This window comes from Ralstonia sp. R-29, from assembly GCF_049913345.1.
Taxonomy (GTDB): domain Bacteria; phylum Pseudomonadota; class Gammaproteobacteria; order Burkholderiales; family Burkholderiaceae; genus Ralstonia.
On sequence record NZ_CP184378.1, the window covers coordinates 1,702,913 to 1,719,371 of the forward strand.

The 16,459-nt window shown below is 66.3% G+C and carries 9 protein-coding genes; 3 read left to right on the plus strand and 6 right to left on the minus strand.

All coding sequences use genetic code 11. The features are described from left to right. Positions 1–137: 137 nt before the first annotated feature. The 3 genes from ACN9M1_RS24860 (at position 138) to ACN9M1_RS24870 (ending at position 8,326) form a co-directional block, all read left to right on the plus strand. A complete protein-coding gene (locus ACN9M1_RS24860) occupies positions 138–4,463 on the plus strand; it encodes an MBG domain-containing protein (RefSeq protein ID WP_426399520.1) in 4,326 nt (1,441 codons plus the stop codon). Then, positions 4,460–6,157 (plus strand): ShlB/FhaC/HecB family hemolysin secretion/activation protein, encoded by a 1,698-nt coding sequence (locus ACN9M1_RS24865; RefSeq protein ID WP_426399521.1) that lies wholly within the window; start codon positions 4,460–4,462, stop codon positions 6,155–6,157. The genes ACN9M1_RS24860 and ACN9M1_RS24865 overlap by 4 nt, the downstream gene beginning before the upstream one ends. 399 nt (positions 6,158–6,556) lie before the next feature. Beyond that, positions 6,557–8,326 carry a choice-of-anchor Q domain-containing protein gene (locus ACN9M1_RS24870; protein ID WP_426399522.1) on the plus strand — a complete coding sequence of 590 codons (1,770 nt, stop codon included), beginning with the start codon at positions 6,557–6,559 and terminating at the stop codon, positions 8,324–8,326. A gap of 25 nt (positions 8,327–8,351) precedes the next feature. Here ACN9M1_RS24870 and ACN9M1_RS24875 read toward each other — a convergent pair whose 3' ends face one another. The 6 genes from ACN9M1_RS24875 to ACN9M1_RS24900 all read right to left on the minus strand — a co-directional run bounded on the left by ACN9M1_RS24875 (position 8,352) and on the right by ACN9M1_RS24900 (position 16,409). Next, positions 8,352–9,266, minus strand: a complete 915-nt coding sequence (locus ACN9M1_RS24875) for an amino acid ABC transporter substrate-binding protein (protein ID WP_426399523.1) — start codon at positions 9,264–9,266, stop codon at positions 8,352–8,354. Between the two features lie 365 nt (positions 9,267–9,631). Beyond that, on the minus strand, positions 9,632–10,291 hold the full coding sequence (locus ACN9M1_RS24880) for a carbonic anhydrase (RefSeq protein WP_426399524.1): 660 nt from the start codon (positions 10,289–10,291) through the stop codon (positions 9,632–9,634). 151 nt (positions 10,292–10,442) lie between these two features. Next, positions 10,443–11,096: a ligase-associated DNA damage response endonuclease PdeM gene (gene pdeM / locus ACN9M1_RS24885; RefSeq protein WP_426399525.1), complete on the minus strand. Its 654-nt coding sequence runs from the start codon at positions 11,094–11,096 to the stop codon at positions 10,443–10,445. Next, on the minus strand, positions 11,093–13,720 hold the full coding sequence (locus ACN9M1_RS24890; protein ID WP_426399526.1) for a ligase-associated DNA damage response DEXH box helicase: 2,628 nt from the start codon (positions 13,718–13,720) through the stop codon (positions 11,093–11,095). The genes pdeM and ACN9M1_RS24890 overlap by 4 nt, the downstream gene beginning before the upstream one ends. Next, positions 13,717–15,363: an ATP-dependent DNA ligase gene (locus tag ACN9M1_RS24895; RefSeq protein ID WP_426399527.1), complete on the minus strand. Its 1,647-nt coding sequence runs from the start codon at positions 15,361–15,363 to the stop codon at positions 13,717–13,719. The genes ACN9M1_RS24890 and ACN9M1_RS24895 overlap by 4 nt, the downstream gene beginning before the upstream one ends. Beyond that, positions 15,360–16,409: a ligase-associated DNA damage response exonuclease gene (locus ACN9M1_RS24900; protein ID WP_426399528.1), complete on the minus strand. Its 1,050-nt coding sequence runs from the start codon at positions 16,407–16,409 to the stop codon at positions 15,360–15,362. The genes ACN9M1_RS24895 and ACN9M1_RS24900 overlap by 4 nt, the downstream gene beginning before the upstream one ends. Between the last annotated feature and the right edge of the window lie 50 nt (positions 16,410–16,459).

A 16,459-nucleotide genomic window follows, 5' to 3' on the forward strand; every position in this document is an offset into this window, starting at 1 on the left:
ACGCTCACCTCACTCGGGCGAGTTAGGGTAAATGCCGGATTCAGCGGCGCTCGGGCACGCCGAATACCTAGGAGTTATCCGCTCCTAGGTCCCGCGCCTTAAGCACCACTTCTTTGCGTGGGTGCTGACCCAATCCCATGCATCGACACGCCACTAAGAATCGCGCCTATCGCCTGATATGGAGCCGCACTGCCCAATGCTGGGTTGCTGTGGCTGAACACGCGCGGGGAGGCCGGGCCGGCGGCGCCATGCTGGTAGCCGGGTTGATCGCCAGTGCCCCGGCGTTAGCGGCGCCTTCCGGCGGCGTTGTGACATCCGGCACGGGCAGCATCGGACAGAGTGGCGCTACGACCACCATCACCCAGACGACCCCCAGGCTCGCCATCGACTGGACGCGCTTCAACATTCAGCCGGGGGAGTCCGTCAGCTTTATCCAGCCGGGTGCGGGTGCCATCGCGTTGAATCGCGTCACGGGAAGTGAGTCGAGCAGCATTCTGGGCTCGCTCAATGCCAATGGCACGGTCTTCTTGCTGAACCCCAACGGGGTCCTGTTTGGTGCGGGGGCGCTCGTCAATGTTGGCGGGCTGGTGGCCAGCACGCTCACTTTGAGCAATGCGGATTTTGAAGCGGGCCGCTATGCGTTTTCGGGCAGCAGCACGGCCGGCGTCGTCAACCAGGGCACGATCAGCGTGCCAAGCGGCGGCAAGGTGGCGCTGATCGCCAACCGGGTAGAGAACACCGGCAGCATCCAAGCTCCTGGCGGCGATGTGTTGCTGGCTGGCGCGGGGAGCATGACCCTGACGCTGGCCGACGGCAGCCCGCTGGGCTACACGATCAGTCAGGGCGCGGCCCGCACACTGGTCAACAACGGCGGCATGATCGTAGCCGACGGCGGACGCGTGGTGCTGACGGCACGCGGGCTGGACGCATTGAGCGAGTCCGTCGTCAATACCACTGGCGTGGTGCAGGCGCGCACGGTATCCAACCGGCAAGGCACCATCGAGCTGGCGGGCGACCCCGTGGTCGGTGTCACGCAGGTGAGCGGCAGGCTCGATGCAAGCGCCACGGAAGCCGGCGGTGTGGGCGGCACAGTCAAGGTGCTCGGCAACAAGGTGGGCCTGTTCGATGGCGCGCAGGTCGACGTACGGGGCAAGGCCGGTGGCGGTACCGCACTGATCGGCGGCAACGCGCGCGGCGAGGGCGCCGAGCCGAATGCCACGGCAACGTACGTTGCAGCCGACGCCACCATCGACGCGAGCGCCACCACGAAGGGCGACGGCGGCAAGATCATCGTCTGGGGAACCGACGTGGCCAATGTGCACGGCACGCTGGCTGCCAATGGCGGTGCACAGGGCGGGCAGGGCGGCCATATCGAGACCTCGGGCCATGCGCTGGACACCGACGGCATTGCCGTGAGCGTGACGGGTGGCCCCGGTGGCGCAGGCGGATCGTGGCTGCTGGACCCATACAACGTGACCATTTCGACCGGCACGCAAACTGGCGGCAGCTTTTCCAGCGGCGTGTGGACGCCGAGCGCGTCCGGCTCGCTGGTCAATATCAGCAGCATTCAGAGCCTCCTGAACAGCGGCAGCAACGTCACGATCACCACCACGGGTGCAGGTGCGCAGGAAGGCAACATCGCCATCAACAGCAGCATTGCCAAAACCGCCGGTGGTAACGCCAGCCTGACGCTGATTGCCGATGGACGCATCACCACGAACGCCAGCAGCGGTGCGCACCGGGGCATTACCAGCACCAGCGGCGCGCTCAATGTGTCGATGACCGCCAACGCCACGACGAGCGCGGCCACCACCAGCGGCATTGCCCTGCGCTATCTGGACATCAGTGCGAATGGCGGGAATATCAGCGCGACGGCCAGCGGGGCACAGTCGGCCACGGCGCCCGCGCTCAGTCTGCAAAACAACACGTGGGCTACAACCGGCACCGGCAACATCAGCCTGTCGGGCGTGTTGCCGAGCAATGCTAATAGCCAAGGTGTTTTCTTGAGCGCCAATACGCTAAGCACCGTGGGGGGCGCGATTACGGTATCGGGCACCAGTGGCGGCGTGGCCACTGTCACGGGCAACAACAGCAATGGGGCGCCGCTGTTTTCCACCAACAACATCGGGGTCGATCTGGCGGGCAGCAACACGCTGCGCAGCACGGGCGGCGGTGCAATCACGCTCAACGGCACGGCCACTGGCGCCACGGCCACCTGGGCCGGCAGCGGCGTCACGTTGAGCGCGCTCGATACGCTGTCGACCAGCGGCGCACTCACGATTGCGGGCTCGGCCAGCAACCCGGTCTCCACCACCTACCGGAACCAGCTTTCCGCCGTGGACGTGGCGGGCAGCAGTACCAACGCGGCCAGCCTGACAGGCGGCACGATCAACATCACGGGCACCAACAGCGTGGTGGGTGGCGCTAGCAGCACGAGCAACACCAATGCTGCCGTCAAGCTGGAGGGCAAAGTCAACCTCACGGCCACATCGGGGGCAATCACCATTGCGGGGTCCAACGCGGGCGGCGATGGCGTGTGGGGTTCAGGCACGGGCGCCGTCACAATGAGCGCGCCGACCGCCTCGGCCATCAACATCAACGCACAGTCGCTGGATAGCGTGAGCGGGTACAGCGGGTTTTATGTCGGCAGCGGTGCGACGCTTACGTTTGCAACGGCGGCGCCCGTCACGATCTCGGCTTCAAGCCAGGCCACGGCGCGCCACGCGCTGTGGATCAAAGGCGGCCTCACGACACCCGGCAATCTCTCCATTTCCACCACAGCCGGCTCGATTCAAGATGACGCGGCGTTCGGTGGAGTCTTCCATGTCGGCGGCAGCACGACCATCGCGAGCACCGGCAACGAGAACAGCATCAGCCTGACCAACAGCGGCAACGCGTTCGGCGGCCCCGTTGCACTGAGCGCCACCAATGCCACGCTGGTCAACGGCACAGCATTGGTGCTGGGTACTTCCAACCTAAGCGGCAATCTGAGCGCGACAGCGCAGGGTATTTCACAGACGGGTGCCGTCAACGTGTCGGGCACCAGTGCGTTCAACGCAGGCACGTCGGCCATCACGCTCGCCAACACCGGCAACACTTTCGGCGGTGCAGTCTCGCTCACAGGCGGCAACGCTACGTTGGTCGACAGCGGGGCATTGACGCTCGGCACCTCGGCGCTGACCGGTAACCTGAATGCAACGGCTGCCGGCATCAGCCAGAATGGGGCGCTGTCGGTTGCCGGCACCACGACGCTCGACAGCGGCAGCTCTGCCATTGCGTTGACCAACACGGGCAATGCGCTCACAACGCTGGCTGTCACGCAAGCGTCGGGTGTGGATGTGGTCAATGGCCGCGCGCTGACGGTAACGAGCGTCGCCTCGGCCGGCGGCACAAAGTTCACCACCCTGTCGGGCGACCTGACGGCACAGGGCAACTGGTCCATCGCCGGTGGCGATCTGACGCTGTCCGCTGGTGCGGCCACCGGGCGCGGTGTCGCGGCGGGCGGCGACGTGCGCAGCAGCGCGACGCTAGCCATGGATGCCGGCCGCCACGTCACGGTGTACACCGGGGCGCTGAGCTCCACCGTGCTGGGCGGCACACTGGCCAGCCGGGCAGCGACCGGCAGCGGCAACTTCCGCTACAACCGGCAGGACGGCGATGCCGCTGGCGCAACCGGCGTTGGCGATGGCCTGACCACCGTGATGTATCGCGAGCGGCCCACCGTCACCGTCACGCCCACGGATGCATCCAACACCAAGGTGTACGACGGTGGCAGCGCCGCCGACCTGAGCCTCGCCTACAGCGCTACAGGTTTGGCAAATGGCGATACGGCTGCACAAGACTTGTCGGGCAGTCTGGCGCGCGCCGCCGGGCAGGATGCCGGCAGCTACGCCGTCAACCTCGGCACACTGGCCGACCGCCTGGGCTATCAGGTGCAGTTAGCAGCAGGGCACGCATTCACGATTACGCCCGCGTCGTTGCTGATCACTGCCAACGACGCCACCCGCGTTACCGGTCAGGCCAACCCCGCATTCAGCGTCGCCTATACCGGCCTGGTGAACGGGCAGACGCCGCAGACCGCCGGCCTGCAAGGCAGGCTGACGTTCGCGACGGATGCGACCACCGCGTCGCCCGCCGGGCGCTACGCCGTGCTGCCCGGCGGGCTGATCGCGAACAATTACAGCATCCGCTACGCACCCGGCACGTTGACGGTCACGCAGGCGCCCCCTGTGCTCGTGTCCGTGCCCGTCGTGGTGGTACCCACACCGCCCAGCAGCGGCGTAGCGCCATCGCCCGCGCCGATCATCGATACGCAGGTCAAGGCGCGCCTGGCGGGGTTGTCTTCCGCCCCCGCACCGGCCGAACCGCTTGAGCATGGTTGGCGCACGTCCACGGCGATCTTCGACCATGTGCCGCTGGCGGGAGTCGACACGCCAGTCAGCCGCGAGGAGGCCGCTGAATGACCCTGCGCCTCAAACCTGTTGCTGCATGTGTGCGTCGGACTTTGCCGCCTGCGCTGTTGTGGCTGGCTGGCGCGCGCGCGCTGGCCGTCGAGCTGCCCCGGCCTGATGCTGGTGATGTGGCGCGCGATGTGGCACCGGCTCCTGCGCTCAGCGCACCCCCGGGCAATACATCGCTGCAAGGGCTGCCTGCTCAGCAGAATGACAGCGCTGCCACCGATGACACCACGCCGATCCCCGTGCGCCAGGTCCATGTGACGGGCGCGCGGATGTACTCCACGGAGGTGCTTGAAGCGCTCGTCGCAGACCTCAACGGTGGCACGTACACGCTGGACGAACTGGTACGCGGCGCCGCGCGCATCACGCAGTTCTATCGCACGCACGGCTGGCCGCTGGCGCGCGCGTATCTGCCCGCGCAGTCCGTGCGCAATGGCGAGATCGAGATTCGCGTGGTGGAGGGCGTCGTGTCTGACGTGCGCGTGCATGTGGCCGAAGGCAGCCGCTTGCACGCCGATGTGATCGAGGCCCATTTGGCAGCCGTCCCACGCGATGCGCCGCTCGAACAGGCATCGGTCGACCGTGCCTTGCTGCTGCTGTCGGACCTGCCGGGCGCAAACCTGAGTGCGACCTTGGAGGCCGGTTCGCAGCCGGGCCAGACCGCTCTGATGGTGGAGAACCAACCCGCCCCGCTCGTCAATGGCCGGCTGGAGGCGGACAACTACGGTTCGCGCTACACGGGGCGTGAGCGTGTGGGCGGCACGGTCAACCTCAATAGCCCGCTGGGCCGGGGCGAACAGATCAGCGCCCGCGTACTGGCCAGCGACAGCGATCTCTACTACGGTCGCCTGGCCGCGCAGGTGCCCGTGGGCAGCAGCGCCTTGACCACGGGCGCCAGCTTCACGCGCACGCGCTACGTGCTGGGCTCCACCTTTGCAGCGCTCGATGCCACCGGCCATGCCAACGTTGCCGAGTGGAACATGTCGTACCCGATCGTGCGCAGCGTTGCGGCCAACGTCTTCGCGCAACTCAGTGCGGAGCACCGCGACATCGTTGATCAAGTGGGCGCTACCGGCACCGATACTGCCAAGCGCGCGCGGCATTTCAGCGCGAATCTGCTGTTCAGCGGCCGGGATGCCCTCGGCGCCGGCGCGGACACGCAAGCCAGCGTGCGGCTCGGCACGGGCAATCTCGATATCACCTCCGCCGATGCTGCCGCAATCGATGCGCTGGGCGCGCAGACTGCGGGCCGCTACAGCACACTCAATCTGGATCTGCAGCGCAACCAGCGGCTGGGCGGCGCCTTGGGCACGCTGTTGACGTTGCGCGGTCAGATGGCCTCGCGCAATCTGGATTCGTATCAGAAGTTCGTCCTGGGCGGCGCCAGCGGCCTGCGTGCGTATCCGTCCGGCGAGGCATCGGGCGACCAAGGCTGGTCCGTCAGCACTGAGCTGTACTACGTGGTGCACGCCATGTTCGTGCCCAGCGTGTTCTACGACGTGGGCAGCGTGCAGATCAACAAGCACCCGTTCATGAGCGGCAGCAACCATCGCACGCTGCATGGGCTGGGGATCGGCGTGCGGGGCAACGCGCGGGCCTTCGACTGGAGTGCCACGGTCGCGTGGCGCGGCGGGGCATCCGCCCAGGCCGAGCCCGATCGTGGTGTACGGGTTTGGGTTCGCGTTGGTTGGGCGTTTTAGGCCCTTCAGGAGAACATCGCGGTGCCAAATTTATTTTTGGCGGCGCGGAAAGCAATGGGCCTTCGGAATAGGGTTGTTGAAAATTAGAATAAAGACGCGCCCTTTCAACTCCTAAAAGCTGGGTATTGCCGCTGACTCGGCTATGCCAATTTCAAGATACGCGAGTTTATGAATAAACCTTAATCCATATCGTCGGAATTCTTAACGCTCGCCCATAGGAAGCGAATAAATTTGCATTCATAATTAAGCATTGTGGATGCAATAGTCCAATGCAATGCGTTGTTCTCTGAGCGAGGCGTGTGGGCAATCAGCCGTATTGAGACGATGCTGTCCTGCGACTATGGAACGACGATGGTTCGAAACGGCACACTGATTTCCTTCGCCTTGATGGCGAGCTGTTTGGCACTGACCGCTTGCGGCGGCGGAGACGATAGCGGCAGCGGCAATGGCACAAGTTCCACCACCGTCACGAGTCCCAGCCCCGGCGGGAGCCCCACACCCGTCCCGAGCGGCACCGCGCCGGTCGTGCTGTTCACGGACGTTCCCAGCGGCCCGGTCAGCGGTGGCGAGAATGGCCTCGGCGCGTACCTGACGATCTTTGGCCGCAATTTCGGCGATCCGTCGGGCATCGGCTCGACGACGAAGGTCACCATCGGCGGCGTGCCCGTCGCCAACTATCGCTACCTCGGGCCATCCAAGGTCAACGGTCGCACCGGGCTGCAGGCGCTGGTTGTCCAGGTCGGCCCGCTGACCGGCAATGCGTTGGGCACGGCCCAGCCGGTCGTGGTGATGGTCGGTGCGAACGCGAGCAATTCAAACGTGACGTTCACGCCGAACCCTGGCCACGTGCTGTTCGTCTCGCTGTCCGGCAGCGACAGTACCGGCGCGCTCGACGACATCAACCGTCCGTATCGCTACCTGCAGAACAACGCCGCCGGCACCGGCGCATACGCCAATGCGCATGCGGGCGACCAGATCGTCGTGCGGGGCGGAACATGGTCGGACACCAACGGCCTTGATGGCACCTGGCTGCGCTTTGGCACCTTGACGGGTTCGGCACCCACCGGTGCTGCACGCACCGGCTGGATCCACATCACGTCCTATCCGGGCCCGATCAACGGCAACGCGCCCGAAGACGTGCACTACGTGACACCGGCCAACAGCACCGGCGGCATCCAGGGGCCGTGGTCGGCCATCCATGCGTATGGCAACTATCTGGCCATCTCGAACCTGCACCTGGAATCGAGCCCGACCGCGAACACCGATGCTGCGCCGATCAACATGCAGTACGCCACGGGCCCGTGGCGCATCTCGAACAACGAGCTAGGCCCTTGGGCGTCGACGCGGGCTGCGCCGAACAACGCAAAGGCGGGTGGCATCAGCGGCGAGGGCAAGGGCGCTGAGATCTTCGGCAACTACATCCACGACATCGCGTGCGCCCTGGGCCAGTCCACCAACCCCCTTGAGAACCACGGCATCTACATCGACGACGACGGCTCGTACAACGTCGGCTGGAACGTCATCTCCGGCATCACAGGCGGCAATGGCTTCCAGGTCTTCACCAACGGCGGCTTCTCGACGGTCACCAACAACATCACCATCCACCACAACGTGATCGACGGCGTGGGCAAGCACGGCATCAACCTGGCTGACGGTACAGGCAACAACGTCCAGGTCTATGACAACCTGATCATGAACACGCAGTACTCCGGGCTGCGATTCAATACCACCGACCTCGCGAACGCCAAGGTCTGGTCGAACACGTTCTTCAACACGGTGCTCAACGCGAATGCGAAGCAGGGCAGCAACTACGGTGTCATCTCGAACGATTGGGGCCTGCCCGCGGGCTCGGTGAGCTTCGCCAACAACATCTTCTACGCCAGCACGGGAAGCGGCCTCTTGGGCGGCTCGGTCAACTTTAACGGCAGGGAAGGCAGTTGGGCCAACAACCTTTGGTTTAACGGGACGGGCGGCGCGCCGGGCTTTGCGACGGCGGCAGTGACCCTTGATCCGCTGTTTGTGAGCCCCGGCTCGGACTTCCACCTGCGCGCGGGCAGCCCGGCGATCGGTGCCGGCAGCACGACAGCGAGTGCCCTCGTTACCGACGACCTGTACGGCACGGCCCGCACCCGCACTGTCGATATGGGCGCCGTGACCTACTCAAAGTGATCGATGGCGGTATGCGATTCGACGCTCAATCGGCGGTTTTGTCGCTCGGATACTTGAACGAGTCGCGCAGCAGGAAGTTCATCGGAATGTCGAGCTTCACCCCGTTGGGCGGAATCGGCTGCAGGAACCATTTCCTGTAGAGCTTCTCGGCCTCGTGGTCGAGGATGATGTTGGTCATCGCGCGATCCACCATGTGCTTGAACTCGGCGTCGTCTTTGCTGAGCATGATCGCGTAGGGCTCGACCGTCAGCATGTCGCCAACGACGGCGTAGTCGCCCGGGTTCCTGGCGTTGGCGCGAAAGCCGTAGAGCAGCACGTCGTCCATTGCAAAGGCATCGGCTTTGCCGCTCTCAACCATGGCAAGGGCTTCGGCGTGGTCTTTCGCTTCGAGAATCTTCATGCCCAGCACGCGGGCATCGTTCACCTTGCGCAGTTCGGTGATATTGGTGGTGCCTTGGGTGGACACGGCGGTCTTGCCGCGCAGGTCGTCCCACTTGCGGATGCCTGACGATGTTTTCACGAGCATTCGGCTGCCCGCGATGTAGTGCGGGATGGTGAACGCCACCTTCTCGCGTCGTTCACGCGTGTTGGTGGTCGAGCCGCATTCAAGCTCGGCCTTGCCCTCGGCGATGGTCGGAGTGCGGGACGACGGCGTCACCATCACGTACTGCACCCTCAGGTCCGGCCGCTTGAGGTCGGTGCGCAGCTTGTCGACCACGCGCAGACAGAGGTCCATGGCATAGCCGACGGGCTTTTTGTCGGCGTCGTAGAACGAGAAGGGCACGGAGCTTTCACGGTATGCGAGGCGGACGGTGCCCGTATCGCGGATGCGGTCAAGCACCGGCGTGGAGGAGGCCAAGGTGAGCCCCGGCACAAAGATAGACAGCAAAACGATGACTCGCGCTGTGACAAGTCGGTCGTCAATCCATTTCAACGGCATGGTTCCCCGGGCCTCGAGCATTGAGGGTCGTGGCCGGTTCGGCAACGATCCGATATCGGTTCCTGCAAGCCCTAGATGATGGAGCGCATTGGGTGGGAGAGGTATTCCAAATGCGCATCGTCCCGGTCCGTATCCTCATAACGAGTGGACGCTCTCTGTCTAAACTGCGCCGCGGCGGCGCCTTCGCCACGCGTCGCAGGCTCTCGCGTGAGGTGCAGGCACGGGGCCGAGCGATTGACAGCTGACTCCCAAAGTCTACTGACGCGCCGCCGTGCACGCAGCCGCCGACACGGTGTTTTTCTGACGCAGATCCGACGCATGACGCGCAAAAAAAAAACCGGCGCGAACGGCGCCGGTCAGCGGTGTCACACCTGCCGCAAGTTTCGCGATGTGACCGCCACAGTGGTCGGCGATTCGGCCAGCGGGACAAACTGGCGTGTTGTCCCGTCCAGCGCGTCGATGCTGCCGGTTTCGATGTCATACACCCAGCCGTGCAGGTTCATGCGACCTTGCTCTAGTGCCAACGCCACCGACGGATGCGTGCGCAGGTTGGCCAGTTGCGCGATCACGTTTTCGCGAACCAGACCGTCGAGCTTGGCGCGGGGCGAGTCGAACTGATGCGCCGCGTTGATCACCTTTGCGGAATCGGAATGGCGCAGCCAGTTGGCCACGGCCGGCAGGTGGTCCAGACACGTGCAGCGCGAGATGGCACCCATCGCGCCGCAGTCGGAGTGGCCGCAGATGACGATGTCCTGCACGCCCAGCACGGCCACCGCGTATTCGACCGTGGCCGACACGCCGCCGGGCTCGGGGCCGTACGACGGCACGATGTTGCCCGCGTTGCGGATCACGAACAGTTCACCGGGTTCCCGCTGCGTCAGCAGCTCCGGAACCACGCGGCTGTCCGAGCACGTGACGAACAGCGCCTTGGGGTTTTGTGATGTTGCGAGTTGCTTGAACAGCTCGACCCGTTGCGGATAGATGTCGCGTTGAAAGCGCAGAAAACCGTCGATGATGTCGCGCATGGTGATGTCCTCCTGATTCAATGCCGGACGCAGAGACGATGGCGTGAGGCGTCGCTGTGCCGCGGCCGCCATTATCGCGGCGGACACCGGGTGATGGCGCATTGCCCGGCTTGTCGGCAGGTTTTTGCGCCAAGGGGGCGTCCAATTGCGTTCACAGTGGCCAGACGCGGCCGTCTGCAACGCCATAGAGCCGTTCGCCCGGTTCGGCCGGCGCGGTCCAGAGGCCGGTGAACTCGCCAAAGGCAGGCAGCAGCGCACGGGTGTGTCCGAACCGGAAGCACGGCAGCCTGACGCGGTCTTTGCCACGCCCGCTTAGGACCACGCCGGGATGCACATGGCCGGCAATCTCATAGCCCTCTGTTGCGGTGTCCGGTTGGTGGCATAGGGCGAATGGGCCCTGTCGCCAGGGTTCCTCCACGATGCTGAAGCGCAGGTGTGCTGGCGGGTCGCCCGCGTGGCGGTCGTGATTGCCGCGCACCAGCGTGCAGGCCACGTCAGCGTGCCGGGCGCGCCAGGCACCAAGGGCGTCGGCGGCGGCGATGGCTTCGCGCGCGTGGAGCAAATCGCCGAGCCAGGCAATGTGTGCCACGGGCAGGCGCGCCAGCATGGCATCGAGTCGGGCCAAGGCGTGTGCAGTGCTTCCTGCAGGTACCGGCACGCCGCGCGCGCGGAAGGTGGCCGCCTTGCCGAAATGCGCGTCGGCCACCATCAACATGCGCTGGGCAGGCCACCACAGCGCGCGCTCGGGCAAGAGCCATACGGTGTGGCCGACGCATTCGATGGGGAGGTCGCAAGGGGCGGTCATAGCAGCGGCAGCGGCTTGGAAGTCTTGCGCGGCCGGCGTGTGCGTCCGCTGGACTTGCCGGCCTTGCCGACGGTATCGGGCGAATCCACCATGCGCAGTGCGGCCTGCACATCAGCGTCAACGGCAGGCTGGCCGGCGGCGTCGGGGTCGGTGGGTTCGGGGCCGGCGGCCCGTTCGGCATCGGCCAGCATGCGGGCAATGCGGTCAGCCAGTTTTTCGGTGGAGAGCTGCTCGCGAAAACGCTCCACCATCAACGGAAACGCGAACGGCGACGGCCGTTTCAGGGCGCGCAGTTCCAGCCGCAAGCGGCGCATGCGGGTGAGTGCGGCTTCGATGCGGTCGAGATCCAATTCCTGGCGCAGCACTTCGTTTTCTGCCTGGCTTAGTAGGAGGTTGCCTGGGTCGTGGCGGCGAAAGACTTCATAGAACAAGCCCGACGATGCCTGCAGTTGGCGCGTGCTCTTGTGCGCGCCCGGATAGCCCTGAAACACCAGCCCCGACACCCGCGCAATCTCGCGAAAGCGCCGTTGCGCAAGTTCCCCGGCATTGAGGCTGGCGAGGACGTCGTCCATCAGTGTGTCGCTGGCAAACAGATCGCCCGTGCCGAGCAGGGCGGGCCAATCGACGGGCGTGGCCGACAGCAGCTCGAGCCCGTAGTCGTTGAATGCGAGGGAGAACGTGGCCGGCGATTGCCGCGCGGCCCGCCACGCCAGCAGGCTTGCCAGGCCGAGGTGCGCATGCCGCCCGGCAAACGGGTACAGGAACACGTGCCAACCCTCGCGCGAGTGCAGCGTCTCGACCACCAGCGTGGCGGCCGTGGGCAGCGCCGACCAGCGCGCCTGCAGTTCGAGCAGCGGGCGGGCCGCCTGCAGTTCGGGGCTGTCAAAGCGGCCCTGGGCCGCGGCATCGAGCTGCGCGACCACGGCCTGTGCCAGTTCGGTGGAGAGCGGCATGCGGCCGCCGTTCCAGCGCGGCACGGCAGCACGCTTGCCGCTGGCGCGCCGCACATAAGCGGTCATGTCCTGCACGCGCACGAGTTCCAGCAGCCGGCCCGCAAACAGGAAGTTGTCGCCGGGGCGCAGCCGGGCGATGAAGCCTTCTTCAATCGAACCGAGCGCAGCGCCACCGGCAGCGCGCCACCAGCGCACGGTCATGCTGGCATCGCTGACGATGGTGCCGATGCTCATGCGGTGGCGGCGGGCGAGCCGCGCATCGGGCACGTGCCAAACGCCCTGTTCATCAGGCGCGACACGGTGGTAGTCGGGATAGGCGGTCAGCGTTTGGCCGCCCTGGCGGACGAAGTCGAGCGCCCATTGCCATTCTTCGTCGAGCAGGTTGCGGTAGGCCCAGGCGCGGCGCACTTCCTGCAACAGCGCATCGGGTGTGAAGCCACCGCCCAGCGCCACCGTCACCAGATGCTGAACGAGCACATCCAGCGGCTTGTTCGGCGAGCTGCGGGCTTCCACCTGGCCTGACATGGCGGCCGTCCTTGCCGCTGCGCCTTCGACGAGTTCCAGACTGTGCGTGGGCACCACCGTGACGCGCGAGGGCCGGCCCGGTGCGTGTCCCGACCGCCCGGCCCGCTGCAACAGGCGCGCCACACCCTTGGGCGAGCCGATCTGCAGCACCCGTTCCACCGGCAGAAAATCCACACCCAAGTCCAGACTCGACGTGCAGAACACGGCCTTGAGCGCGCCTGCCTTGAGCCCGGTCTCCACCCAGTCGCGCGTGGCGCGGTCAAGCGAGCCGTGATGCAGCGCAATCAGGCCCGCCCACTCCGGCCGTGCGTTGATGACGGCCTGATACCACAGCTCGGCCTGCGAGCGCGTGTTCAGAAACACCAGCGCGGTGCGGGCCGTCTCCAATTCTTCCAGCACGTGCGGCAGCATGGCCATGCCCAGATGCCCCGCCCACGGAAACCGCCCCACGCCGTTGGGGAGCAGCGTGTCGATCTCCATGCGCTTCGTCACGTGGCCCTGCACAAGCGTGCCGCGCGCGGCTGCGCTGGCGTCGCCCAGCGCGTCCATCGCCTCGGCCAGGTTGCCCAGCGTGGCCGACAGCCCCCACACCAGCAGCCCCGGCGACCAGGTGCGCAGTCGTGCCAGCGCCAACTGCACCTGCACGCCGCGCTTGTTGCCAACCAGCTCGTGCCATTCGTCTACCACCACCACGCGCACCGAGGCCAGCGCTTCGCGTGCATCGGCGCGTGCGAGCAAGAGCGACAGGCTTTCCGGCGTGGTCACCAGTGCCGTCGGCAGACGGCGCGATTGGGCGGCCCGCTCGGCGCTGCCGGTGTCGCCAGTGCGAAGCCCGAGCGTCCAGTGCGGCGCCAGCGCCTGTGCAGCTTGCGTGAGCGCGCGGACGGTGTCGGCAGCCAGCGCCCGCATGGGCGTGAGCCATAGCACCGACAACGGCGGCGCACCGCGCCCGCGCACTGATGTGTGTGCCAACCGCTGCAGCGCGCCCAGCCACACGGCATAGGTCTTTCCCGCGCCGGTGGTGGCATGCAGCAGGCCCGATTCACCGCGCGCCATGGCCGCCCACACGGCTTGCTGGAACGGCATCGGCCTCCAGCCGCGCGCGGCAAACCAGCCGTCGAGATCGAGGGGCGCGGTCTCGCTCATGGCGGGGGCAGCAGGCTTTCCAGTGTCTGCAGCGTGTCGGCTTCGGCGACAGGCTTGTCGTGGCGCCAGCGCAGCATGCGCGGAAAGCGCACCGCAATGCCGCTCTTGTGCCGGCTGCTGCGTGCGATGCCTTCAAAGCCCAGCTCGAACACCATCGTTGGGGCGACGCTGCGCACGGGGCCGAAGGTCTCCACCGTGGTCTGGCGGATGGCCGCATCGACCTGGCGGATCTCGGCGTCGCTCAGGCCCGAATACGCCTTGGCAAACGGCACCAGCTTGCGCTCGGGTGCGTCGGGCGGCGCGTCCCACACGGCAAAGGTGTAATCGGTGTAGAGGCTGGCGCGGCGCCCGTGTCCACGCTGCGCATAGATGAGCACCGCATCCACCGAGAACGGATCGATCTTCCATTTCCACCACACGCCCACGTCTTTCGTGCGGCCCACGCCGTAGCGCGCATCGCGCCGCTTGAGCATCAGCCCTTCCACACCCAACTCGCGTGAGGCCTCGCGCTGGCGTGCGAGGTGGTGCCAATCCTCGCCGTCCAGCAGCGGGGATAGCTCCAGCGCCGGATGGACGTGCTCGGCAACCACGCGCTCCAGTTGCGCGCGCCGCTCGCCTTGCGGCCGCTCACGCCAGTCGTGGCCTTGCCATTCCAGCAGGTCATAGGCGAGCAGCACGGCGGGGGCGTCGCGCAGCACGCGGGCATTCAGGGTCTTGCGGCCGATGCGTTGCTGCAGCAGTGCAAACGGCTGTACGCGGCCCTCGCGCCAGACCACGATCTCGCCGTCCAGCACGGTGCCGGCGGGCAGCGTCTGCGCCATGGCCGACAGTTCGGGAAAGCGGTCGGTGATCAGCTCCTCACCGCGCGACCACAGCCAGACGCCATCGGCCCGGCGCACGAGTTGCGCGCGAATGCCATCCCATTTCCATTCGATTTGCCAATCGACCGGCGGCCCAAGCACGGCATCGAACGCCTGCACATCCGCCTGCAAGGGGTGCGCAAGAAAAAACGGATACGGGTGGCCGGTGTCGAGCGTCGGGCCATCGGCGCTTGCATCAGCCAGCAGCGCTCGGTAGCGCTGCACCGTAGGCGCCTGGCCAATGTCGGTGTAACCCATCAGGCGCTGTGCCACGTGCTTCGGGTCGATACCGCCCACTTCGGCCAGCGCCCGCGTGACGAGCAGCCTGGACACCCCCACGCGAAACGCGCCGGTGATGAGCTTCATCAGCACGAGGCGCGCATGCAGCGGCAGGCCACGGCACAGCGTGGCCAACTGCGGCAGCACCACCTCGGGCGGCTGGCCGCGCAGCGGCAGAAGACGGGTCTCCATCCATTCGGCCAGGCTGGCGTTGTCGACATGATCAGCGTCGGGCAGCACCAGCGCGATGGTCTCGGCCAGATCGCCCACGGCCTGATAGCACTCGTCGAACAGCCATTCGGGCAAGCCGGATTCACCTTGCGCGAAGCTCGCAAGCACCCGCACCGGCACAAGCTGCCGGGGCTTGCCGCCAGCCAGGAAGTAGACCGCCCACGCGGCGTCGGCATCGGGCGCGCTGCGCAGATAAGCCACCAATGCACTGAGCTTGGCGTTGCTCGACGTGGTGGCATCGAGTTGCGCGTAGAGGTCGGCAAAGGCTTTCATGGCGCCGAGGGTTCGGATGCGGCCGAGGTATCGCTGGCTTCGGCTGCGCTGGGCTCGTCCCGTTCGTCGCCGTATTCGGTGGCGAAGGCGCGCGCATCCAGGCCGCGTTCGCAAAGCCAGCGCACCATCGGCGCCACCTGCCCGTGTGTGACATAGACACGCGTTGCGCCTGTGGCATCGATGGCTTGCAGCAGGCCCGGCCAGTCGGCATGGTCGGAGAGCACGATGCCGCGGTCGACGCCACGCCGCCGCCGCGCACCGCGAAGCTGCATCCACCCGCTGACGAAGGCGTCGGCATAGTCGCCAAAGCGGCGCATCCACGGTGTGCGCTGCGCAGAGGGCGGCGCCAGCACCAGCGCGCGGCGCAGGTCCGTCTTGGAGACATCGGTCGCCAACTGCGTGGGTGGCAACGCGACACCGGCGTCGCGATACGCAGCATCCAGCTGCAGCATCGCTCCGTGCGACACCACGGGCCCGATGCTGGCGTCCAGGCCAGCCAGGATGCGTTGCGCCTTGCCGAACGCATAGCAAAAGACCACGCTGCTGCGGCCTCCTTCGGCGTTGTCACGCCACCAGGCGTTGAGCTGCGCGAAGATTTCCGCCTGCGGCCGCCAGCGGTAGATCGGCAGGCCGAACGTCGATTCGGTGATGAAGGTGTGGCAGCGCACCGGCTCGAACGGGGCACAGGTGCCATCGGGTTCGACCTTGTAGTCGCCGGAGACTACCCACACGTCGCCGCCGTATTCGAGGCGTACCTGCGCCGACCCAAGAACATGCCCGGCCGGATGGAAACTCACCCGGACCCCGTGGTGGACGACGGACTCGCCGTACGGCAGCGTTTGCAGGGGGATGTCGCCCAGCCGTGCGCGCAGCACGCCTGCGCCGGGTGACGCCGCTAGGTAGTGCTGATGCCCGGGTCGAGCATGGTCGCTATGGGCGTGCGTGATGACGGCACGGTCGACGGGCTGCCACGGGTCCACGTAGAAATCGCCCGCCGGACAGTACAGACCGTCGGGCGTCGAAACGATCAAGTCCGAGAGGCGCATGCCTGAAAGACTCCGGAAACCGGTTGGACCAGGCCCGTTGCGGGCCAGGC

Excerpts from the sequence above, each read along its gene's own strand:
- ACN9M1_RS24860 (WP_426399520.1), top strand. The coding sequence starts at position 138 with ATGCATCGACACGCCACTAAGAATCGCGCCTATCGCCTGATATGGAGC.
- ACN9M1_RS24880 (WP_426399524.1), bottom strand. The coding sequence starts at position 10,291 with ATGCGCGACATCATCGACGGTTTTCTGCGCTTTCAACGCGACATCTAT.
- pdeM (WP_426399525.1), bottom strand. The coding sequence starts at position 11,096 with ATGACCGCCCCTTGCGACCTCCCCATCGAATGCGTCGGCCACACCGTA.
- ACN9M1_RS24875 (WP_426399523.1), bottom strand. The coding sequence starts at position 9,266 with ATGCCGTTGAAATGGATTGACGACCGACTTGTCACAGCGCGAGTCATC.
- ACN9M1_RS24895 (WP_426399527.1), bottom strand. The coding sequence starts at position 15,363 with ATGAAAGCCTTTGCCGACCTCTACGCGCAACTCGATGCCACCACGTCG.
- ACN9M1_RS24865 (WP_426399521.1), top strand. The coding sequence starts at position 4,460 with ATGACCCTGCGCCTCAAACCTGTTGCTGCATGTGTGCGTCGGACTTTG.
- ACN9M1_RS24900 (WP_426399528.1), bottom strand. The coding sequence starts at position 16,409 with ATGCGCCTCTCGGACTTGATCGTTTCGACGCCCGACGGTCTGTACTGT.
- ACN9M1_RS24890 (WP_426399526.1), bottom strand. The coding sequence starts at position 13,720 with ATGAGCGAGACCGCGCCCCTCGATCTCGACGGCTGGTTTGCCGCGCGC.